The 23131-nt window shown below is 48.3% G+C and carries 17 protein-coding genes; 7 read left to right on the forward strand and 10 right to left on the reverse strand.

From position 1 onward, the window contains the following. Positions 1–72 precede the first annotated feature (72 nt). Positions 73–945, forward strand: a complete 873-nt coding sequence (locus tag NG795_RS19655; RefSeq protein WP_367290343.1) for a Cof-type HAD-IIB family hydrolase — start codon at positions 73–75, stop codon at positions 943–945. A gap of 527 nt (positions 946–1472) precedes the next feature. Here NG795_RS19655 and NG795_RS19660 read toward each other — a convergent pair. Further along, on the reverse strand, positions 1473–2321 hold the full coding sequence (locus NG795_RS19660) for a DALR anticodon-binding domain-containing protein (RefSeq protein WP_367290344.1): 849 nt from the start codon (positions 2319–2321) through the stop codon (positions 1473–1475). A 179-nt stretch (positions 2322–2500) separates the two neighbouring features. Here NG795_RS19660 and NG795_RS19665 point away from each other — a divergent pair, with 179 nt between their 5' ends. Together NG795_RS19665 and NG795_RS19670 are read left to right on the forward strand one after the other, a co-directional pair. Further along, positions 2501–2668: a hypothetical protein gene (locus NG795_RS19665; protein WP_367290345.1), complete on the forward strand. Its 168-nt coding sequence runs from the start codon at positions 2501–2503 to the stop codon at positions 2666–2668. 128 nt (positions 2669–2796) lie between these two features. Further along, a complete protein-coding gene (locus tag NG795_RS19670; protein ID WP_367290346.1) occupies positions 2797–3636 on the forward strand; it encodes a Crp/Fnr family transcriptional regulator in 840 nt (279 codons plus the stop codon). Positions 3637–3723: 87 nt separating this feature from the next. On the opposite strand, the gene NG795_RS19675 is transcribed toward NG795_RS19670, so the two are convergent. Further along, positions 3724–7371 carry an ATP-binding protein gene (locus NG795_RS19675; RefSeq protein ID WP_367290347.1) on the reverse strand — a complete coding sequence of 1216 codons (3648 nt, stop codon included), beginning with the start codon at positions 7369–7371 and terminating at the stop codon, positions 3724–3726. Between the two features lie 1600 nt (positions 7372–8971). Next, positions 8972–9400 carry a DoxX family protein gene (locus tag NG795_RS19680; protein ID WP_367290348.1) on the reverse strand — a complete coding sequence of 143 codons (429 nt, stop codon included), beginning with the start codon at positions 9398–9400 and terminating at the stop codon, positions 8972–8974. Between the two features lie 143 nt (positions 9401–9543). Here NG795_RS19680 and NG795_RS19685 point away from each other — a divergent pair, with 143 nt between their 5' ends. After that, a complete protein-coding gene (locus NG795_RS19685) occupies positions 9544–10281 on the forward strand; it encodes a DUF72 domain-containing protein (RefSeq protein ID WP_367290349.1) in 738 nt (245 codons plus the stop codon). Positions 10282–10743: 462 nt separating this feature from the next. Then, positions 10744–11310, forward strand: coding sequence for a hypothetical protein (locus tag NG795_RS19690; RefSeq protein ID WP_367290350.1), 567 nt, complete (start codon positions 10744–10746; stop codon positions 11308–11310). 229 nt (positions 11311–11539) lie between these two features. On the opposite strand, the gene NG795_RS19695 is transcribed toward NG795_RS19690, so the two are convergent. The 3 genes from NG795_RS19695 to NG795_RS19705 all read right to left on the reverse strand — a co-directional run bounded on the left by NG795_RS19695 (position 11540) and on the right by NG795_RS19705 (position 15352). Continuing rightward, positions 11540–12604 (reverse strand): PstS family phosphate ABC transporter substrate-binding protein, encoded by a 1065-nt coding sequence (locus NG795_RS19695; protein WP_367290351.1) that lies wholly within the window; start codon positions 12602–12604, stop codon positions 11540–11542. A 239-nt stretch (positions 12605–12843) separates the two neighbouring features. After that, positions 12844–14241 (reverse strand): protein kinase domain-containing protein, encoded by a 1398-nt coding sequence (locus NG795_RS19700; protein ID WP_367290352.1) that lies wholly within the window; start codon positions 14239–14241, stop codon positions 12844–12846. Between the two features lie 100 nt (positions 14242–14341). Next, positions 14342–15352 carry a LysR family transcriptional regulator gene (locus tag NG795_RS19705; protein WP_367290353.1) on the reverse strand — a complete coding sequence of 337 codons (1011 nt, stop codon included), beginning with the start codon at positions 15350–15352 and terminating at the stop codon, positions 14342–14344. A 561-nt stretch (positions 15353–15913) separates the two neighbouring features. Here NG795_RS19705 and NG795_RS19710 point away from each other — a divergent pair. Further along, positions 15914–16627: an NnrU family protein gene (locus tag NG795_RS19710; protein WP_367290354.1), complete on the forward strand. Its 714-nt coding sequence runs from the start codon at positions 15914–15916 to the stop codon at positions 16625–16627. A 227-nt stretch (positions 16628–16854) separates the two neighbouring features. On the opposite strand, the gene NG795_RS19715 is transcribed toward NG795_RS19710, so the two are convergent. Then, positions 16855–18303: a HAMP domain-containing methyl-accepting chemotaxis protein gene (locus tag NG795_RS19715; protein ID WP_367290355.1), complete on the reverse strand. Its 1449-nt coding sequence runs from the start codon at positions 18301–18303 to the stop codon at positions 16855–16857. A 199-nt stretch (positions 18304–18502) separates the two neighbouring features. On the opposite strand from NG795_RS19715, the gene NG795_RS19720 reads away from it, so the two are divergent. Further along, entirely contained in the window at positions 18503–18700 is a 198-nt protein-coding gene (locus tag NG795_RS19720; protein ID WP_367290356.1) for a hypothetical protein, read from the forward strand. A gap of 69 nt (positions 18701–18769) precedes the next feature. Here NG795_RS19720 and NG795_RS19725 read toward each other — a convergent pair whose 3' ends face one another. From NG795_RS19725 to NG795_RS19735, 3 genes are all read right to left on the reverse strand, one after another. Beyond that, on the reverse strand, positions 18770–20095 hold the full coding sequence (locus tag NG795_RS19725) for a methyl-accepting chemotaxis protein (protein WP_367290357.1): 1326 nt from the start codon (positions 20093–20095) through the stop codon (positions 18770–18772). A 257-nt stretch (positions 20096–20352) separates the two neighbouring features. Continuing rightward, positions 20353–21411, reverse strand: coding sequence for a chemotaxis protein CheW (locus NG795_RS19730; protein ID WP_367290358.1), 1059 nt, complete (start codon positions 21409–21411; stop codon positions 20353–20355). An 11-nt stretch (positions 21412–21422) separates the two neighbouring features. Then, on the reverse strand, positions 21423–22994 hold the full coding sequence (locus tag NG795_RS19735; protein ID WP_367290359.1) for a CheR family methyltransferase: 1572 nt from the start codon (positions 22992–22994) through the stop codon (positions 21423–21425). Positions 22995–23131 lie beyond the last annotated feature (137 nt).

A 23131-nucleotide genomic window follows, 5' to 3' on the forward strand; every position in this document is an offset into this window, starting at 1 on the left:
CGATCGGGGGGTGACTGCTTCCATACTCAGAGAATAGGTCAATCCGTAACACTCAAGGGACCCTTCTTCGCTATGCCAACTCCCGTAACCAACCCGTACAAATTGGGTGAACCGGCGATCGCCAATGCTGATATCCAATTACTGGTCCTCGATATTGATGGCACCATTGCCGGAGTCTCCAATCAAATCACCCAATCGGTGAAAGACGCGATAACTACCGTGCACCGAAAAGGCATCCCGGTGGCGATCGCCACGGGACGGATGTATCGATCCGCCCTCCGGTTCCACCAGGAAATTCTCTCCCCCTTACCCTTAATCGCCTACCAAGGGGCATTAATCAAAGACCCCGCCACTGAACTCCTTCATTACCACACCCCAGTTGCATCGGAAATCGCCCTGGAATTATTAGACTACTTTGATGACTCCACTGTGCGATCGCAGCTTTCAGTTCACTGCTATATCGACGATTGTCTCTACGTTCGCGAACTTACCGCAGACAGCCAAGCTTACGGCGATCGCACCGGAGTAACACCCATTCCTTATGGCGACTTGCGACCCCTCATCGCCGCATCTGCCCCTACAAAACTCCTCGCCCTCAGCCAAAACACGGCGTTAATCGACGAGTTGCTGCAAGCCTTTAGCTTGCGCTATACCCCGACAGAACTTTACCTCACCAAATCTCATACCACCTTCCTAGAAGCGGGAAATCCATCGGTGAATAAAGGCGCTGCCGTCCGTTATCTAGCCGAAGATCTCCTCGGACTCTCCCCTGGGAACGTCATGTGTATTGGGGATAATTTTAATGATGTGGAAATGCTGGAGTATGCCGGTATCGGTGTGGCGATGGGTAATGCCCCCGAGGGCGTCAAAGCGGTTGCTAATTGGGTGAGTCCCTCCGTAGAAGAAGAAGGAGTTGCCCGGGCGATCGAGCGTTTTTTGCTCTAACTCAGATAGGGGAGATGGGGAAGATATTCGGTGTCACGATTGAAGTGGTTTCTTCTTGTTTGTAGTAACGACTTGCTGTCGTTGCTCTCGTGTTATGGCTTACGCCATAACACGAGCAATCCGAGGATCTACCGCCTGCTGCGCTGGGGACTGGAGGCAGGGCGTGACAAGGGCATTACTTGGCTTCAGCCAAGTAATGCGGAAACGACTGAAGTCGTTACTACAAGCTGGGGATGATAACGACTGAAGTCGTTACTACGAACTATTGAAGATAACGACTGAAGTCGTTACTACAAACGGCCCCATTTTTCCTCTAAACCTGTGGGTTTTTGTCGAGTTTTAAAAATTTGCAGCAGAAAGGGCACCGACGACTGGCCGTGTTTCGTCTCGGTGCCCTTATCTGGTTCGCTCCTCACACACCTGTTAATATATCGAACCCAAGCGGATTTGTCACCCCCCTCAACAAACTTTCTTGAGAATTTTGTGACATTTTTTTGAGTTCAGTTTCTCAGACGGAGGGCTATGGGCTAAAGTTCCCAAGGGGCCCAACTGCTTAAGTCTTTTTCTAGCAAGCGTTTCAGTAATTTTTGGGTGATGAAAATCAACCCCAATCTGCCTTGGGCTAAATCAGGGTCCTGGGATTGTACAGAGCCCAAAATTTGACATTGAGCGTAAAAAGTCAGGAAATCCTGACTTAAGAGGGTGGCAACAGAAAATCGGCTAGTCATTTGGGTGGGAGAAAGGGGAAAACTGAGGGCGTCTACGGTGGCGATCGCCCGGGAAATTAAGGCGCGTTCGGCAGGATGATGGGGCTTGAGGTGGGTTGGGGACTCCAACCAGGGGAGCGGGTCTGGTGCAGTCACCGAACCCATACCCGGATGGGCGGGGGTTTTTAGGGTAATCAGGCCCTCTCGGTGGGCCAACTGTAACAGGGCGCAACACCGGGCATGGGCATACTGAATCGGAAATAAATCCGCGGACCCCGAGGGGGGCAAGGGTCCCGGGTCCGGAGTGGGGTCCGGTTGGAAGTCCCAAAGGAGGGCCTGTTGTAACCAAATCGCAATCCCAGGGTCGGTGAGTTCTAGGTACAGTTTGCCCGGAGGAACCACGCTCAGGATCCAGTGGTTGGCCCTAATGGGAAATGCTAGGTTTAAGGGCCTGGAGTCGGAGAAACCCTGGGCGATCGCCTGGGTAATTTCCATCAGGGGCATAGACCCCTGTTTCGCCAGTTGTAGGGCGACTGGGGAAATATAAAGGATCCGTTGGGAATCTTTGGCGCGATAGAGGGGGATAGACTGGGGCCTAGTCAAAGGTGAGGGGATGGCTTGTTGGAGTCGGGCTAAAAGTTGCGGGGCGATCGCCAAGGGTTCAACCATGATCCAGTCAGGGGGTGAGAGCGTCAGTTCATCGGGTCCAGTGGGGTCCCCAGACTCATTCGATCGCCGAAAGCTCGCCCATCCATCACCGGACAAAACTGGGCAAAAAGTAACCGGACAAGTCTGAGGGGGGTAAGTAATATGGGCTACCGTAATTCTTGGATCCCAGCTTATTTTATATGAACCGAGAACTCTTCAAGGGCGATCGCTCCAAACCGATAACAGATTATTCTGAACTCTGTGCTCTCTTACCTCCCTTCACCCTGTTTCAGGGGCGAGTCGGTTTAGCATCTGGGAATCGAGAAGGCTACGGGTGGGGCAAAAACCGCCTATTTTTATGCGGTTGACCCCGACTCATTGTCAACGTTATCAACGATTTTTAACAGTTTATGACGTTTGAGAAAAGGGAGTATTTGCATCGCCACCGCATCATCTGCTTTGGTGCGTCGAGCCAAACCCTGCCAAAATTTTAGGTATGTATTCATCTGAACCGGACCAACCCTCTCGGCCTTTTTTAACTCACCAACCGATTTTGGAGTGGGCTGAACAACATTATCGATGTCGAACCTTTCGGAAAGAAGAACGAATTCCCACCCGTCCTGGATTAGTATATTTAGTGATATCCGGTTCCGTCCGGTTGGTGGGAGTTACCAAAGATAGCTCCAATTCCCTCCGGGTTTCATCCCGGAACAGGACCGGGGATAATTTTTCTGACACCGACTTACCCCCAGTGGCAGTTGGCACCCCTTCGCGATCGCCTAAGCTCTCCCCGACCCCTGGGGAATTTCCGGCTCAAGGCTTGAAACTCAATACCCTCCCCGTCCTAGGGGAAGACAAAGGGGAAAACGCCGAAACTTTTTTAGGGTTTGTGAGCCAGGGGCAACCCTTTGAAGTAGTCAGCGAGACGTTTTTTACCTTTGAAGCCTACGCTCACATTGATCAAACCGCTGTGATGTGGATGTACTGGCCGGATTTAGATCAGTGGCCGTTATTTCGACAACAGGTCCTGGATGCGTTTCGGTATCAACACCAGCGCAAGCTGCTGTGGCTGGGAATTTTGGGGCAGCGACGGACGATCGCCAGACTGTTGGGATTTTTGACGTTACTGATTGAAGAACATGGTCAAGGGATTGGGGATGATCCACAAGGAGAGGGGGTGAGTGGGTATTACCTGCCTTGGAATTTAACTCACGCTCAGATTGGCAGCGCGATCGGTTCAACTCGGGTAACCGTGACGCGATTAATGGGCAAATTACGGGCGGAAGGGTTGATTCGAGTCGGGGAAAGTCACTTAATTGGGTTACCGCCCCGATAACGGGTTCTTGCCAGTTTAAACCCACACCGGGGGTAGCATTCCATTGGGAAAGGGTGTGGGTTCTGACAACAAGAACCCAGTTCCGGATTAGACGGTTCCATTTTTGAGGGCATCGAGGAGAATTTCGGTGGCGGATTCGTATAACGGCAAGGTGATGCTAAAGGTCGAGCCTTGATTGGGGTGAGAGCTAACCGAAATCCATCCTCCGTGGAGTTCGACTAATTTTCGGGTAATGGCTAACCCCAAACCACTGCCTTGATATTTGCGAGTGAGAGAGGAATCAATTTGGGAGAAGGGAGAAAATAACCTCGGACGATCGCGCTCGTCAATGCCAATCCCCGTATCCCAGACCACAAAGTGAATCCAATCATGAGGACGAGTGAGGGTATGACGCGCTGGCTTCAAGGTCGCCTTGTCTCCACTGTTTGACTCCCCATCCCACCCGTCGGATGTTTCGGGGTCACGAGACCGATAAATTTTCAACCCAACCTCACCTTCTGGGGTGAATTTAATCGCATTCGTGAGAAGATTAAGGAGCATTTGTTTGATCCGGCGCGGGTCAACCACCATACATTCAAGGGAGGGGTCTACTTCCATCTGAAACTGCAAGCCGTGATTGGCAACTCGCTCTTGAATCAAGCTGACGAGACCCTGACAAATATCGCAAATATAAACAAGTTGGGGTTCGAGTTCCAGGCGATCGGCTTCAATTCGGGAGAGGTCAAGGATATCATTAATCAGGGATAACAAATGTTGTCCGCTGGTATGAATCCGGTCTAGGTAAATTTTTTGTTTACCGTTTAATGAACCGAAGGATTCCTCTAGCAGGACGCTGGAGAAGCCGAGAATGGCGGTTAAGGGGGTGCGGAGTTCGTGAGAGGTGGTGGCAATGAACTCTTCTTTGAGACGGTTGATGGCGGCTAGTTCTTGATTTTGCTCTTGCAGGCGCTGCCATTGGTGACGAAATTCGCTCACATCTCGGGCGATCGCAATAATCCGATGGATGGCTCCGGTTTCGTCGGAGATGGGAGAATACACGGTTTCTACGGTTTTGTTGCCAATGGGGAAATTAATCTCGTGACTGACTAAAACGCGATCGCCGGTTTCATAGACATGACACAACAGGGGTTCGATCGCCTCAGCAGCGTTAGCGCTCAGTTCTTGATTGGTTTTTCCGATAATCTGTTCGCGAGTGAGACCGAAGAAGGCGGCACCTGCGGCGTTAATCGATAGATAACGCAGTTGGGTGTCATATTCAACAAAGATATCACTGGATTGACGCAGAAAAGACCGAAAGTAGTCCGCACTCAGCCGGGAGGACTGTTCTTTTCTGAGCAGGCGGGCTTGGCGAATGGCGATCGCACAAACTTTGGCGACTTGCTTCACCAGTTCGATCTCGTCGCTATCCAAGTCTTTGTGTTGGGGCTGAATGATGCCTAACGCGCCGATGGAACCGCTATCATCCGCGATCGGGACTAGAGTTTGTTGGAAAAATCGGTTTGGGGTGGACTCGTGGAAATTTTCATCCCCAGGTAGGAGGCGATCGCCAATTTCCTCACAATTCACCGCATCTAAAACACAAGGTTCCCCCTGTAAAAGGACAGTACGACAGTCCGAGGAGAGCTGATTAAAGTCCAAGCGAGTGGCAACGGGCAACGCTTTTTCTGAAAGGGGGTTGAGAAACGATGCCTGGGCCTGATATACCTCTTGTTCCTCATCCCATAATAGGGCATGACAGCTATCCACGCCGAGGGTTTCCACGATCCCTTGTACAGCGGCACTGATTACACTGTTTTCATCGGTGGCACTGCTGAGGGTTTCGGTTAAATGGCGAATCAGTTGCTCGAATTGGAGCGATCGCGCTAGGGTAGTAGTTCTCTGCTGTACCCGATCTTCCAGTTCCCGAGCGTAGGTGCGTAATTGTTGGACAAGATTGGCTTGTTCGATGGCGATCGCCATCTGAGTGGCGACTGCTTGCACCAGTTGCTTTTCGTCCGTCGTCCATTGTCGGGGACCATGACAGTGATGGACCACCAGCAATCCCCACAGGCTAGAAACACTCGTTGTTTTGAAAACATTGGCGTCAATCTCTGAGATTTCCGCAGTCGAGTTCTGTAGTTCTCTCATACCCAGATTATCGGGTATAATAGAATCTTCCTTATGCCGCCCAATGGCGACTCCCATAAAACTGCGGACTTGAAATTGGTTGAGCATTTCTCGATAGCAATCGCTCAGGGCGGCACTCTGAATATCGGGAACTGACCCAAGATGTCCATTGCGATAGGCATCGCGATGGGCAAGGGGCATACAGTCCGCAGGAAGCCATTGCCCCTGGATGGATGGATAAGGCGCTTGTACATCTTCAGCGATACAAACGCCACTGCCATCGGCTAAAAACTGAAAGGCAAGGGCGCGATCGGTGTCTAGGGCCTGTCGGAGACCCTGGACCCCGAGTTTTAAAATGGTGGGCAGATCGAAAGTGGAGCGGATTTTAGCAGAAATTCGACTCAGGAGCATTTCCCGCGATCGCCGCTGTTGGATTTCCTGTTCGGCGCGGGCGCGATCGCTCAAATCCGTGACAAAGGTCATAAAATAGCTCTCGTCCTCTTCTTCCCCCACCAGGCAGAGGGTTACCTCTGCCGCCAACAAGGAACCATTGGCGCAGATGTAACGCTGGCGTAGGGTTTGCCGTTTGACTCCCTCTCGCACCATTTGTTGAATCAGTCGCAACAGTGCCGCGAAATCTTCGGGATAGGAAATCGCCCGGGAATCTAAATAGCGCAGTTGACTGGGACTATACCCCGTCATTTGACAAAAGGCTGGATTGGCTTTGACGATCCCGCCATCAATGCTGTGATAAACAATTCCCGTGGGACAGTCCCAAAACATCTCATCAAAGCCGGGATTGGGAAATGAGATCCAGGATGACGGTTGAGCGATGCAGTCTTGAGTTTGCTGAGGGGTTACAGGCGATCGCAAAGCCTCTCTCCCCCGGGAAAATCGCAGGTTTTGAGCCGTCCTCTCCCCTAACGGGTTAGACTCGACCAAGTTAGCACTCTCTTGGGCATCGGCGATGGACGAGTCTTGGGAAGAAATTAAATGGAGCGTATGTAACCAAAACCGCCGCAATACCCGCTCATCATTTTCTAGATCCACCGCTTCCAAACCGGAACAGTGAGGGACTGCTGTCGCCAGGGTTGAGCTTCGCAGCAACTGAACGATCGCCTCTGGATCGAACACGACTGAGACTCTACTACGCGGCTCATTCCCTTCTTCAACGGCTGCAAATTCTTTCTCTGGGTGAGCTTGCTCCAGTTCCACTTGAATCCAGACGTTCAGATGGGAACTCAGGGCCAGGATGCTCGTTTCCACTCCCCCCAGGGCAATCACCGGAACCGGCGCAAATCGTTGGGGCTTGCCCAGGGGATAGTTCGGCTGACTGGAAGCATTCGGCATGGATTGCACCTCCACTTCAGCTAGGGAGAATCGGTTTGGCGTCTTTGCCGTTTTTACCGGATATGTCCCGACTCCCGATTCGACCTTTTCTGGAATCCTCTGCCCAGTTTTATACCAAATTTCTTGTAGTGTTTGACACCGTTCTAAATTGTCTCCCACCACTAATAAAGCCCGTAACCACCCGCTGCTTTCTAGGGCATGGCGCAGCAGTTGAAATAAAGACAACAAATGTTCCCGGTCCAAATATAGGATGATTTGGCTGGGTAAACGATGATTCATATTTATTTTAGAATTTGGAGTTTTCATAGGTTTAGAGAGAATTGGGCCGATTTGTTCAATTTGGGGTTTGACTAAGTTAATGATTCCCTAACTGATCCGCAGTATTTAAAGGATTGCCCTAAGAACTTTAAATGTAATGTTTCTTTACAAAAAAAAGTAAAATTTTACCCTAGACAGTAAGCATAAAAGCTGGGGTAATTCGTCAACCGATTGTCAAAATAAGTTAACAAATTGTACCCACAACACCCACCCTTTTTACCCTTGCCCATCGCCTCGACGCTGGTCTACATGACCTAGGGACTAGGAAAAATGTTCAGGTTTGAGGCGATCGCCTCCGACACCATAATGCGAACCCACCTGAACTTTCCGACCCCTACCATCTCCTCAATCTTTACTGTACTCCATTTAGCCCCGACTTAGAAGAAGGGGCTTTAAACCGGAGGGGATTTCTTCTAATCTAGTGCAGGTCCAGGTTTCGGCGGTAGCAATTTCCTCAATTCATTGCACCGCAGTTCACGGGGACGAGTCGCCCTTTGGCAGATGAGTTGTTTTCCCCACCCTTTCGGGACTTTCCCCTTCTTGAAAGAGGCGATCGGATTGCCATCACCTCCTCCGCAACCTATCTCAGTTTAGCAACCCGGATCTGTCACCTTGGATCAAATTGACTTCAAAAGGGGCAAGGAGTGGGCCAAGTTACCCCCCGATAGAGTCAAGGAAATTCTCCTGTTGCTTGACGAGCATCTTCGACTGGAATGATTCGGGGTTCTCATTGTACTAGCAACTTCCCGGATTGTAAAATTCTGCTCAATGCTTCCCATCCAACTGTTCGCAATAAACTGTTGCTGAAGCGAGGAGCATACAAATTCACGACAACCTTCAGTGTTTAAATGAAGTTTTTTCTCCCCGGATTCTATCTTATAAACCCCTCCTCTGAAACCATCTACAGCAGCCCTATATCATACTAAATCGGGCGCTTTTAAGCCAAAGATCCAGCCTTCAAGATAGGGCTTTGGCGTTCAAAGCCTGTCTAATCTTGGCTTAAGAAAAAAAACCGAATTTCCCCCAAAAATGGTGTAAACCCACCTGTACTGGTGGCTAGGGGGTAAGTACCGGACAAGTTAGACAACCTGAGAGGCACAAAATATAAGTGTTGCCGGATCAAGAAGCTCAGCAACAACCCCCACCCAGACAGGGTAAGGCTATCCGAACGGAGCCTCTCCTGCGGGGGCTAAAGAGTAAATAGAGCTTGGACCACCGGATTTGCTAGAAGTTTTGGGTAGAAAGCCATTGTAAGAAAGGGTGAAACTTTTGTATCTCACGCTTGAGTAAAATTTGTAGACTTACGAGACCCAAATTGGGTATTAGACGGCTTGCAAAACAATTTTATGCTACCCTAGAAGACTTGATCCATTCTCTAGGGAGGGGTGCAATCCTAGCGAAATGCACTGCTCATTAGCTGATTCATTCCACCTGTCACCTAAACTGGAATAGACTTTTAAGCATAACCCCTATTTTTTGGCAAGAGGTGTAATGCTATTAAAATCAATTTATCAATCATTTGGCCTAAGCTCCTGGGTAGAGTTCGCCAGAGAATCAAAAGCTATAATTGTTCTTTAAAAAAACCCGGTTGTTCATCGGGTTTTTGAGTGTACCACCAAGCCCAAGCAATTAGCACAGCCTGAAAAGGCAGTCTAACCCAGTAAAGCCAAGGATGATGAGGAATACCTTCAATGGGAATACTATTAAGCGCCTGATTGATATTAGCGGGAAAAACCGCGACAAACAGAGCAATCAGTCCCCAGGCAGCCGCAACGCTGACAAACGGAATGAGTAAGCCAATTCCTCCTAAAATCTCGAAAAATCCACTAATGTAGACCAACTCAGTCGGGTAAGGTAATTGAGGCGGCACAATTCTGACATATTGATCGGGGTGAGTAAAGTGTGTAATGCCTACTCCGATAATAGCTACCGATAAGACAACCCGGAGAATTTCTTTAAGCCGATTGGGCGTGGTGTTGTTTGAAGTCATAGCGTCAGAGAGAGAACTTAAGCCAACCGTAGCAATCTTTGTTGATCGTTACCTCTACCTTGAGTATTATTACAAAGGCGCTTCCCAAAAAAGTAAAAGTTTAAAATTCACACCTAAACACAATTTACGTTGGAGTAAAGGCAATGACGATTTGCATCGGCACTTCAGGTTGGAGTTATCAACATTGGGAAGGTGTGCTTTATCCCTACCAGTTAGCGCCGCGTTCCCGGCTGGATTACTATATCCAGCAGTATCAAACCGTCGAAGTTAACAGCACTTACTATCGATGGCCCCAAGATGAGACCTTTACTAACTGGCAGCACCGCCTCCTTGAAGGATTTCTGATGACTGTAAAAGCGCCCCGTGGGTTAACACATTCCCAGCGTCTTTACTCGCCAGAAAACTGGTTGGCACGGATAGGCAGGGGACTCGAATGCCTGGGCGATCGCCTAGGTATTCTGCTTGTCCAGCTTCCTCCCCAATTCGGCTACGACTTTGCCCGCCTAGCCTACTTTTTAGAACAAATACCCCCCTGGATCAGAGTGGCGATCGAATTCCGACACCCAAGCTGGCACATAGAAGAGGTATTTTCCCTCCTGGAACGCTTTGGAGTAGCTTACTGTGTAATGAGCGGGGCGCACCTGCCTTGCATCCTTCGCGCCACCGCACCTTTCGTCTATGTAAGGCTTCACGGTCCCGATCCCCATTCCCTCTACGGAGGCTCCTACTCGGATGAGGATTTGTCCTGGTGGGCTTCCCGTCTTTGGGAGTGGGAAACTCAGGGGCACAGCGCCTTTGTCTATTTCAACAATGACGGTGGCGGAAATGCAGTGAGGAATGCTTCTAAGTTAAAAACTTTTGTGGAGAATGGGACTTTTTAACAAGTTTATCCGCGACTTGCAGGCTAATGTGATAGCAGGCTTTCAGGCTTTGGGGCAGGCAGTCCCTCCCCATCGATGTTAGGAAATTGGTATTTTCGGCAACAACCGACCTGTGGTAGAAAAGGATATAATCACTTGACACAACGCCCGTGGTGTCTAAAAGCAGGATTAACCAAAGAAGTCTGGTTTGAAGCGGCTTACTTCTACCTGTCCCTTGACCCCCAGACATGATAAGCTGGTTAACCCCATTGCTATCCCTAAAGAACGATGGGAACGTTGTAAACGAGCAGCGGACTTGCGAAAACTGCGAACCATGCAGAAGCGGTTGTCTGCTCTTGGCTCTTGAGAGCAGGTTAAAAGCATCCATCTATCGAAGAATGAGGGGAACCGAGGTTAAATTTGTATTTTATTGGAAAATCATTTCAAACCCGACGATATCCGTGAGTTACTCAAGTTTTAAATATGAAAATAAAACGCACAATTTACTGGGAAAATCTAGCCGAGATTGAAGAATTACAAGAGTTTATTCAAAAAGATTTTCCCTTTTTTAAGCAGCTCATCGAAGAGCATATTGAAGAGGTGGAAAAGTTTCCTGATAAAACCCTAGATAAATTTAGCAAAATACGGGCATTAGAAGTGGTCAATGGTTGCACTCAATGGGCGTTCCGTCGCGGAGATAAAGAATGCTTGTCTATGGAGCAGACCCATGAATGCATGAATCTAGTTATAGGTTTTATGAAACGCACAGAATTCTTTTTCCCCAGTGAAGGTCAAATTGAATTTGATGAGGAAGAAAAAGCCTTTCTTCGAGCCGCTCGATTGCTTTACCAAAATGCGTTTAAAAATAACGTAAAAGACTCAAAGCGTGAATATTATGCAGCATCAACAGCCCAGTTTATTGTTTTTGGCCATGAACGGATGCAGCGAGCTATGGCATTAGTCAAGCAAGATTATGAAGCTCTTTTTTCACCTTATTATATTGAACGGGCACAAAAATATATTGCGCGCTACCTAAGAGGGTTTAAATAGGCATCCCCGCCATTTCAAACTTTAAGAGTTTTAATCATGAATAAATAAACAATAGACCTCTGACAAAATAGTTTTATGCTGTAGTAAAAAGGTTTACTTACTTCGAGTAAATGGGCAGCTATAGCGGATTTTAAAGACCTTTGTCTAAAAACTGCATAAAATTATCAAAAGGTATTTTGCAGTTCCACAATTGTCATGAATTCCTAATCGACAGTGATGGAAGGGTTGATTAACGAATCCTCACAAAACCCGCTTGTTCGATTAAAGCTTGTCCCTGTTCCGTGAGGAGGAGTGCAGCATAGGCTTCAGCGAGTTGTTGATCAATTTGACCGTTTTCTTTGATGATGACAAATAAGCGGCGAGTGAGGGGATATTCCCCACTTTGAAAGGCTGCGGCATTGAGTTGATTTCGCCTGGTTGGACAATCTTCGGCGGGGACGAAGGGTTCTCGATAGGGGGGAATCAGGCGATTAGTTTTTCCGGCGATCGCAATGGGAGTCACGCTACATTGTCCGACAATCTCCGGGGCTGAAGCGTAGTAGATGCCCCCCAGGCTATTGCCGACTTCTCGTAATGCTAGGGTTGTGGTAGGCATAAACTGCACATTGCTCCCAAATGCCTCCCCACCCATCACATTCTCCCGGAAAAATTCAATGGTGCCACTGTTTTCCGGACGCCGAGAATAGGGGACAATCTCCACATCTGGTCCTCCTAATTGACTCCAATTCCAGATATCCCCTGTATAAATTTGTTGAAGTTGAGTTAAGGTTAATCCCGGAATATTTAAGTCGGGATTGACTGCTACTGCAATTCCATCTAGGGCAACTGGAATCGCTTTTAGAGTAAATCCTAATTGTTTAGCTTTCTGCTGTTCTTCTTCTCGAATTGAGCGCGAGGATTGAGCAAAAACTAGCTGATTATCTAACATCATCTCAATTCCCGTTCCAGAACCGGAGGGTCTCGTCGGATGTTGGGTATAGCGCAATTTAAACTGGGGCAGAACCATTTGAATCACCGGATCCACGGTTCCCCGAATCGGTGCCCAAGTGGTGCTACCGCCATAAGTTGCTAGTCCCGAGGGCAGGTTAGGAACCTCAGCAAAACTGCCAATTCTAGCATCAGGATCGAATCGATAGGGGGTCTGAGATGGAGAGGAAATGCCTTCCGAGGCTAAATTATCGGGTTCAAAGGGTGTGCCGAATCCTCGGATTAACCCCCAGATAATTCCCCCAGCTAAACTGACGGTAACTAGCAGGGTTAGGACCAAAATTGTTGTTTCGTTTTTCAGGGACATTACTGATAATTAAACGGGGTTAGGGTGGAGAGATGGAGTCAGATAAAGTGGGAATGGTTTCGGGGAATGAGGGTTAAGTTTAAAACTATATTTGAGGTTATGCTCACTTGGCTAATTAAAGGAAAAAATCTAGGGTTTGAGATTTTGAAGATGTTTGTAGAAGTTTTCTCACATTTTATTGAGTAATATTAAATAGGCTTTACTTTGGATAACATGATACCTAATTCTAATAAAAATGGCTATAAAAACTGGCTAAGAAGTTTAGAAATTAGACGAAATAGTGCGGTAAATGCGACGGCACAACAACTGGCAAAAATTGGGATAAATATGAGAGCTTCCCAGAAAAATGCCTGATTAAAAGGCGGAATGAAGAAGATAATCCCAAAGGTGACAACCGCGAGGATGAGTAAATCATACTTTTCAATAAACCGACGAGATTGAACGAAAATCAGGGCAGTTAATATCACTAACCAGGCGATCGTGCCGATCGCTGGTGCTAATCCTAAGCTTTGTAACATGATTAACAGTAGGCCCCCTTCAAATCCGGTAAAGGCTGCTCCTCGTAAGACTTCTAGGGTGGAGAAGTGGGGGGATGGGGGAGATGGGGAAGATGGGGGGGAAATGGGGGATGGGGGGGATTGGGGGGATGGGGGGGATTGGGGGGAAATGAGGGATGGGGAGGTAGAATTGAGGGCGGTTAGGACTTCTGGGGCTCCTTGGAAGCGCTGACTGGGGGTAGAGAGGAGGAGGCGGTCCAAAATATCGGCGAAGCGATCGCTGAGGGTCGCTTGACTTCGCCAATTCCATTCATTGCTGTAGGCATCGAATAACTCTTGGGGTTCTTTTCCCGTGAGTAACATGATGCAAGTCACCGCTAGAGCATATAAATCCGTCGAGGGAAATACGGTGCGCCCTGCCATTTGTTCGGGCGGAGCAAACCCCATTGAATAAATGCCGGTGGAGCGTCCACTGCTCGTTATGCTGGGGGATTGGGTGACTTGTTTGACTGCCCCAAAATCTAATAAATAGAGGCGACCATTGGTTCGGGACCTCATGATATTCGAGGGCTTAATATCCCGATGAATGGTATTATTTTCATGAACAAAAGAGAGAATTTTCAGGATTTCGACAAATACCTCCCGCACTTGTTCCTCGGAAAATTTTCCTTGCGATTTTAATTCTTCTTCGAGATTTTGACCCTCAATAAACTCTTGAACTAAATAAAAAAATTGGTCTTTTTGGCCGGGAATTTGACTAGCAATGTCTAAGGGAAAAAACGCCATTAAGTCCGGGATTTGGGGGTGTTTGTTGCCGAGGCGATCGAGGACTTCGGCCTCCCGTTCAAAGAGGGTATGGGCGATCGCCAACTGTTGGGGACCGAGATCTCCGGCCGGTTGAAATTGTTTGACTACACAGGTTCGCATTGCTGGAGTGCGGCGATCGCGAGCCAGAAAAGCCGCCCCAAAGCCCCCTTGACCCAGTAAACGCACCGGGAGATACCGACCATCTAAAATCAACGGCATCCCACAAGTGATACAAAATTTTTGCTGGATTGTTTTGAGGGTCGTCATATCATCGAGATCTGCAAAACTATTTTGAGGACGCAAGCAGCCCGGACGAGTGCAGTAAATTTCCATATCAAATGCCGTAATTTTTCTGAACAGGTTTTAGATTTCAGATGAATCAAGTTGATTGAGCAGCCTTCTCCAATCGGGTCATCTAAAATCTAAAACTTGTTTAGCTAATCGTTGAATTGGTGGAAACGGGTTTAAGGGGTTCTACCTCCATAAATTCTAAGGGTTTTTCTATTGAGCTATCTACCCAAGGTTGAGTTGAAAACTGGGGTAAAATTTCTTGACTAAACGCCTCGGCAGCTTTAGAGCGATACCGATTGGGATTGTAAATCACCGAAAGCATTCGCTTCACCACAACCCCCTCAATGGTGGCGCGGTGGAGAATGCCCATTTGTAACTCTTTTTCGATGGCAGAAATCGAAACAAAAGCCGCGCCTAAACCAGACTGAACCGCATTTTTAATCGCCTCAATCGAATTGAGTTCCATCTCTAATTTGAGACGGCGGGTATCAATATCACAACGACTGAGCACTTGATCAATGACTTTGCGGATAGTCGATTGGGAGTCCAGCGCGATGAACTGTAGCTTATAAAGGTCTTCTTTTTGAATTTTTTCGAGTTTGGCAAAGGGATGAAATACCGGCAGAATCAAAGCCAGTTCATCTTCAGCATAAGGCTGGATTTCTAGGGACTCTTGGAGTTCCGGGGGGACTTCACCGCCAACGATCGCCAGGTCAATTTGGCCATTCGCGACACTCCAAGCAGTCCGCCTGGTGGAATGAACGTGCAATTGCACCGCGACATCCTGGTACTTCTGCCGAAACATCCCAATCATCCGAGGCAGGAGATAGGTCCCGGTGGTTTGGGAAGCCCCGACAATCAAGGTGCCTCCTTGAAGATTTTGTAAATCCTCGATGGCGCGACAGGTTTCCTGACAGAGGGTCAGAATTTTTTCGCCATAACTGAGCAAGAGGTGTCCAGCTTCCGTTAGTTGGGCGCGACGCCCCCCACGATCGAATAGTGGGACATCTAACTGCCGCTCTAGGTTTTGCACCTGTAGGCTGACAGCGGGCTGAGAAACGTATAAACTATCTGCCGCACGTTTAAAGCTGCCCTCAGCGGCGATCGCTTTGAGAATGCGTAACTGATCTAAAGTGAAAGGTAGATCGGACATACTGCTAAACCTGAAAGGGGCAAAGGGTCTGATGGCAACCGACGGATTAACATCAATGGACAGGGAATGGGCAGGTCCAATATTGCTATGGGATGAATCAATCTCGGCGGGCGAGGGAAAATAGCATAACTTGCCATTCTAGTCCTGGATAATCAGTCGTCAGGTTGTAGTGGAGTTTACCAAATCGCCGGAGATAGCCTTATCTAAGATAAAAGCAAAACTAGATGGCGATCGGCGATCCCGTCAAAGCAGAGAGTGCGATCCCCTCTGTCAAAAATTATGATCCCCTGCTAATGGAGATCGGATAACTGACTCAGTTTATCTTATAGTTGAACTGACGAACCCACCCATAACGGGATGATTCATCGGTCAGTTGGATATAGAATCCACCCCCAGAGGATAAAACCCCCATCGCTTTTTGTTAGGGGATGCCTTAAAATGTTTTTCACCTCTGACGAGCCTAAGCACTCGTTCCGGCATCTGTGGCAATCTGAACCAGCCGGGTCAGGGATCGCAAAGGGTCCGTTGGAGTTGGATATTTGCAGTGGGAAAAAGCTTGGGATGTTCTCAGACTGGTTGACTTCTAGCCATTTTATAATGATCGGGTTGTTGTTTGGGTTCGCGATCGCCCATAGTGGATTAGCCGCCCTGCGCCCTCGGGGGGAACAACTCATCGGCCCCCGATTGTACCGAGTTTTATTCGCTCTGGTGAGTCTCCCCTTTGCCGTGGTGCTGATTATTTATTTCTTTAACCACCGCTACGATGGCCTACAACTGTGGCAAGTTCAGGGCGTGCCTGGGGTGATGCCGTTGGTCTGGACCCTCTCGGGGATTTCGTTTCTGTTTCTCTACCCGGCGACGTTTAATTTGTTAGAAGTGGCGGCGATCGCCAAGCCTCAAGTCCACTTATTTGAAACCGGAATTATCAGAATTAGTCGCCATCCCCAAATGGTGGGTCAAGTGATTTGGTGCCTGGCCCATACTTTGTGGATTGGGACTTCCTTTACCTTGGTGACCTCCATTGGCTTGGTGTTGCACCATTTATTTGCGGTTTGGCATGGCGATCGGCGCATGAAAGCCCGATATGGAGAAGCCTTTGATGCCGTCAAAGCTCGGACTTCAGTGATTCCCTTTCTGGCGATCGCCCAGGGTCGCCAAACCCTCAAATGGGATGAATTTCTACGTCCCGCATATCTCGGTGTCACCCTGTTTACCCTCGGTTTCTGGTGGGCGCACCCCTTCTTAATGAGGGCCACGAGTAATGTTCCTTGGTAACAGGGAAATGGGGGAACCCAGAAACATCACAGAAGTGGGGTTTAAGGGTTAAATAATGGCCTTTAAATCCAGACTCGCGGCGTTGAGTTGTACCCCCATGACTTGCAGGAATATTCAATGAATAAAGGGGATTACGGCACCAGCACCGGGAACTCTGAATTCATGAGAAAGACGCTCTGTTGAGAACTGGGAGCGTCTTTTTGTTCCTGGTTACAAGGAATAAGTTATTAAACCACGGACTTTAGATGCAAAGCGGCTTCTTTCAGTCGTTGGGTGCCAATTTTGACCTGAGTAATCCCCGTGGCACTTTGGGAAGCGCCTTGATTCAGGTCGTTCATCGCCGTGAGAACTTGCTGGATGGCAGTGGCTTGTTCTTTGCTATTGAGCGAGATTTGGGAGACATTAACGGCGACTTGATTAATGGCATTTCGCACCCCTTCAAAGGTGGCGGCAGTTTCCCCAACGATGCGGATACCTTCAGCGACGCTTTCGGAACTTTCGCCACTGGCGAGGACGGTGGATTTGAGGGCTTTTTCGATGTCGGTGACGAGGAGATTGATTTTTTCGGCAGATCGATGACTCTGATCGGCTAATTTGCGAATTTCCGTAGCAACGACCCCAAATCCTTTGCCTTGTTCTCCGGCGCGAGCTGCTTCTACGGCTGCATTGAGAGCGAGCACGCGGGTTTGACTAGCTAAATCACTAGCGAGTCCGGCGATCGCACCAATTTGATTGGCTCGTTGGCTCAATTCATCCACCCGCGATCGCATCACCCCTACGGTGTGATTGAGTTTGGTCATTTCCTCCAGGGTGCGATCGACCGCTTGAGTCCCGGATCCAGTCAGGGTGAGGGCTTGTTTGGCCCCAGTCGCCGAGGCGATCGCTTGATCAGCCGCTTGAGCAGCAGACCGATTTAATTGTTCCATTGCGATACTGGTTTGATGTACGGATCCTGCTTGCTGTTGGGCAATCTGTTCCTGTTCTGTGGTGGCGCTGGCAATTTGAGTGGAGGTGCTCGCCAGAGTATTGATGATATCGGTCAGGGTCGCGGCGATCGCCCCTCGGATAATCGCAAAACCCAGGGGTGAACCAATCAATAAAGCCAGGGACAACAAGGGAATAAAAATAATTTGCGTGCGTTGGTACACCTCGGCTGCTTTTTCCCGTTCTTGTTGGGCAATTTCCAACTGTAAATTAATTAACTCACTGATTTTCTCCGTGAGCGGGTCAATCACGTTATAGAGATAGCCATTAAATTCGCTGACACTCGCCCGGTCTCCAGTCTGCAAAGCCAGTTGGAGACGTTCAATATCGCGATCGGCACGAATGAACAATTGCTCCACTTCCCGAATCAGTCTGACCTCCTCGGGAGTGAGTTGAGTCCCTTGATAAGCCTGCCAGTTGTCTTCTATGCGATCGCGAGCAGTTCTCACCGATTGGAACGCCTGTTCCATTGTCCACAAGCCCTGATCCGCCTTATTCACCGCATCAATCACCGAGATTCCGTAATCATCAGAAATTACCTTTAACTGCTGTAACGGCACGACGCGATCATCATAAATCGTTTCGACTTGTCGGTCGATATTGGCAAAAGAAATTAGGGAATAAATCCCTAACCCGGCCAAACACAGGGTAGGAATCGCGAATCCTATATAAAGCTTTCGCCCTAACCTCATATTTTTAGTCCTCAAATTGGGGATGCACTGAGACTCTGTTAAATCGGCACTCAGCAACGGTTCACCTGATAATTCTGGTTTTACCTTAGCCTCAACTTGCTTGTTTTGCCTTGGTCCAGAGTATCTAGTGATACCTAAAGTCTAATCTTTCCCGTTTCGATGCGGGATCGGTTTAAAGGTTCCTGGGAGGGTTCGCTCCTTGAAGGAGGCGCTCATTCCCGGTGGAAACGCGCTGTATCGTGCAGGGGTCCAAATCAGCAACGGACAAGGGCTTGAGGTCCAGGGACCGGGATACAGTTCTGTGCTGGGAAAAGAGAGAAAACCGAGTTATCAAAAAGGCGATCGCTACCCAATCCCGGAAGAAAAAGATGCACCCTGCTTTGGGGCTAAAAATTAGGAATAACGGCTGAAGTTGAAGAGTTAAACGGGACCAAATGAGTTGAAATGCTCCCAACCAAGAATCGGGTTATAAAAGGTCAAACAACTGATGAGCGTCACGGTTGAGTTTTTGAAGGCGGATTTTAGTTTCGCTTAAAGTCTGAGTCGTTTCCCGAGCGCTTTGAGCGGGAGATTCCAGGGCATCAAACACCTGTTGAATCGCCGTAGCTTGCTGCTGACTTGCCTTGGAAATAGCCCGAGTCTGGATTGCCAGGTCAGCGATCGCACTCCAAATCGGTTCCACATTGGGCTCGGATTCTTCCAGTTCAATCGCCACAGCATGGGGTTCAATTTTGAGTTGAGTGACTAGGGTATTGACTTGCTTGGCGGATTTTTTGGTTTCGTTAGCTAAGGTTCGCATTTTTGTCGCCACGGCCTCCAGACAGTGACATTCCAATCCCGGTCGTTGGGACTCAACCCCGGCATGAAGTGCTAACAGATTGGTTTGAGAGGCTAAATCCGTCACCCGATGGGTGAGTCCATAGATTTTGCCCAAATGACCTCTGAAAGAGAGCATTTTATCTTCTATTTGGGCGACTTGAACCTGGGTGGATTCGAGCTCTTGAGCATGGAGACTAGCGGATTGGGTTAAGCTTTCCAGGACGGTGTTGATTTGACTCAAGTCAGCAGATTGATGAGTCGAGAGGCTTTCACTGACTAAGATGTTATGGGTGATTTCCTTAGCGGTAGATTGGAGGGACAGCAGGGGATGGGCGATCGCCTCGACAATTCGATAAGTCCAGGCTGTAGAAATAGCCAGGGTGAACAAAACTAAAACCACACTCCCCACCCACACCCACTCATTTAATGCCATGAGCGCAAGATGAGTGCCATCGGCCTTAGACCCTTGAATCTGGTTCTGAACCGCCAGAAAATCCTCCAGCGCTTGGGTGATTTCTAGGGAAAGATTATGACTTTCCGCCGCTGCAAACGCCCTCATGGCTTGGTCTCTTTTTTGAGTTTGGGTTAAAGTCATCAAATATCGATTCAAACTATCGATTTGATTTCCTAACTCTTTGATTTTATCTAAGCGAATTTGCAAATCTGGATTTTCAATCTGGCCATTCAGGGACTCAATGGCCTCTTCAAATAATTGAGATTTTTTTTCGTATTCAACTAAAAAATCACCTTCGGGATTGACTAAAAAGCTGGCACTATAACGCTGCATCTGGGAAAGGCCAGAAACCATACGTTCCGAGTTGTCCAGGATTTGTTGTCCTGCTGCATCGGTATCCAGTATTTGTTGGAGGGTCTGGGTCTGGCAGGAAATCCCGGCGGCAAAGCCAAGGGACAGCAATAACGGCACTGAATATCCCAGTAAAATACGGGTTTTTAGTTTTAACGGGTTGAACATAGGTCCGTCGGTGCAACCAACAAAACATCTTGTGATTATTCATTCATTAAACCCGTGAATCCAGAATTCAGAAGAAAGAATATGCGATTAAAACTCACACCAGAGGGGGATTTGCCGGACACTCATTGGGGGGAATTGGGGGACAAGAGGCCCCTGATGGGTGGGACACCCAGGCAGGGTGCTCGGGTCGAGTCTCCCCCAAGACGGTTCTGTTCGGACAAGAGTTAGGAAATCATCGAGTCCGACTTCAGAACCGATTAGGGTTCTTCATTGACTTCTAATTCTCCTTGGGTGAGAATTTTAGGCAGATCGAGCAAGCTCATCATTTTCTCGCGATAGGGTGCTGTACCCCGGAGGTATTCATCATTGGCAGAGTGAATGGCGGCAGGTACGGGAGCAATTTTGGACGGATGTAGATACATGACGTCACAGACTTCCTGGATGGCAATCCCCGCAACGAGTTCATCGATATGAACGACCATCACCTTACTGCCATCAATGGCACGGATCATGGGGAGGTTTAAGGTTTCGCGAATATCGATTAAGGTGACAATTTCACCTCGGAGATTCATGTTGCCGATGATCCGGCTGGGACAGCAGGGAATCGGGGTGATTTCTCGAATGTCGGTAAATTCCCGCACCACGTTCAGATCCAGACCGAAGTATTCATCGTTTAGTCCAATCACGGCGATCGGCATCAATCCGGTAAAGTCTTCGCCTTCGCTGAGTTTCATTAAATTGTCGGCCCGCTCTTGAAAGATGGCCATTTCGGACGGGGTGGCATGGGGGCAGAATCGCCGGTCTTTCTGAACCGGGGTCTCCGTGGCGGGTATCCCTGAACCGTTGAGTGCAGTGGGGAGGTTTTCAGCGGAATCGGTGTATGCAATTAATTGTTCGGGATCGAGCAGCATCACCAATTCGGAAAGGTTCTTGGCAACCCCGGTGATGTAATGGTGGTAGGGGGTGTCGTTTTGTCGTCCATAGGCAATTTGGGGGGCGATCGCCTCCAAGGGGATCTCTTGCACTTCATGAACTTGGTTGACAATCAGCCCGACTTTGACGGTTTGCCACTCGATGACGATGATGCTATCCGTAATCTGGTAATCTTGCGATCGCTGAAAGAAACGTAAGTTTAAATCCATGACGGGTAAAATTTCTCCCCGCAGATTCAACAGTCCCACAATGTCCCGAGGGGCTTCATCAATGGGAGTTAATGTCGGTAAGAAAAATATTTCTTGCACCGCATTGGTTGTCACCCCATACCGTGACCCATTTAAGCTAAATGTTAAATAAGAGTGATGGTCGCTCACGTTCATGTTCTCCCGCTTTAGTCCTGAGTTTGAATCGCCTTAATCAGATAATCTTTTAATTCGCTTAAATTCATTTTATCTAAATGTTCCAACGAGTAATCTGTCGGTAAATTTCCTAAAATATCTAAGGCTGTTCTCCGCATTTTATTGGCTCTTTTCAAGTCCGATTCTCGTTCATAAATGGCCGCCAATTCCAAGTAAGCGCCTATAGAAAGGGGCACCAGATACAGAATCCGCTTTAACCAATATTTGGCCCGGTCCAGGTCGCCTTTTTCTTCAGCAATATGAGCCATGATATAATAAGGCTCGACCGCCAGACCATCAATGGAGATAGCTTGTTGACAATACCGTTCGGCTTGGTGATAGTTTCCTAAGTTGGCATAAATTTTAGCAATCAGATAATAGGCTTGAAAATGTCGAGGCTGCAATCTAACAATATGCTGCGAAGTCAGGAGTGATTCGTCTAAGCGGTCTGCTTTAAAAAGCGTTTCAGCCTTCTGCAACAGCAGAGTGACGTCAGAGTTTTTAAAAGTCAGGTCTGAGGAAGAGGTGCTGGAAGGATAAAGCGGCGATTGATTTTTATGTCGGTTGACTTTGTTGTTGAGGGTCTCTAATTTCACCGAGGTGGAGATTAAGGAGGGGGAGGGTCTGGAGGACGGGAGGTTATACCCTTGAGAGGAGTGAGAAACAGGGATTTTAACGGAAGAGTGATCTCGACGCTGATATACCACGGACTGGGAAAACACTTTCGGGTTAAGCTGGTCCAAGTTCTGCCCGTGCAGTTCCGCATGAGCCGTAATCAAGTATCCGCCCGATCGCAGAGTGTTGGCAAATTTTTCGACTATTTCACCAATCACTGGGAAGTCAAAATAGACAAAGACATTGCGACAGATAATTAAATCGAAATTAGCCAGGTCACTGGTAGAGTCTGGAAAGCGATCGCGGGCTAAATTACCCACCCGAAAGGTGACTAACTTGCGATATTTTTCTTCTAATTTCCACTGGTTCTTGCGTTGTTGGAAATATTGGGGCAGGCGCGTGGGTTCTACCATGCGAAATGACCAAGGGCTATATAGTCCTTGTTTGGCTTGCTCAATAGACTCGTGATTAATATCCGTTCCTAAGATAAAAAGATTCCAATTTTCCCAGTCGGGAATCAGTTGGGTCAGCAGAATTGCCAGAGAGTAGGGTTCTTCACCAGTGGAACATCCCGCACTCCAAATCCGCAGGGAGGGTTTGGAGTTTGAATCTGAACTCCTAACTTGGCGTTGATAAGCAATCACTTCCGGTAGCAGGACATTTTCTAGAAGCCAAAATTGACCGCTATCTCGAAAAAAATAACTTTCACCTGTGGTTAAAAGGGTGATCAAGGTTCTCCATTCTCCTTGAGCAGCGATTGCTGAAAAGGAATTATTGGAGTTGATCCCTTCCTGGAGTAATTTATAATAATCCTCGGGGGAGGATAATTTAAGCGCACGGATCCGAGAACCCAGTTTACGACATAAAGCCTCTCGGTCTTGAGTCCTGATTCGCAAACCCGTATAGTTAGAAATTAGTTGGACAAAAAGTTGTATTAAAGCTTCACTCATTTATTTATATAAACCTTGAGACGCAAGCTATGGGTGTAGAACGCTGTCTGAAGAAAGGCGAATCCCAGGAATGGGAGGAACCCTGGCCGTTTAGGGGGTAGCATTCCTCCAAACTGGTTCAGGGGGGAGGGGTGCGA

The organism is Laspinema palackyanum D2c (assembly GCF_025370875.1).
Classification (GTDB): Bacteria; Cyanobacteriota; Cyanobacteriia; order Cyanobacteriales; family Laspinemataceae; genus Laspinema; species Laspinema palackyanum.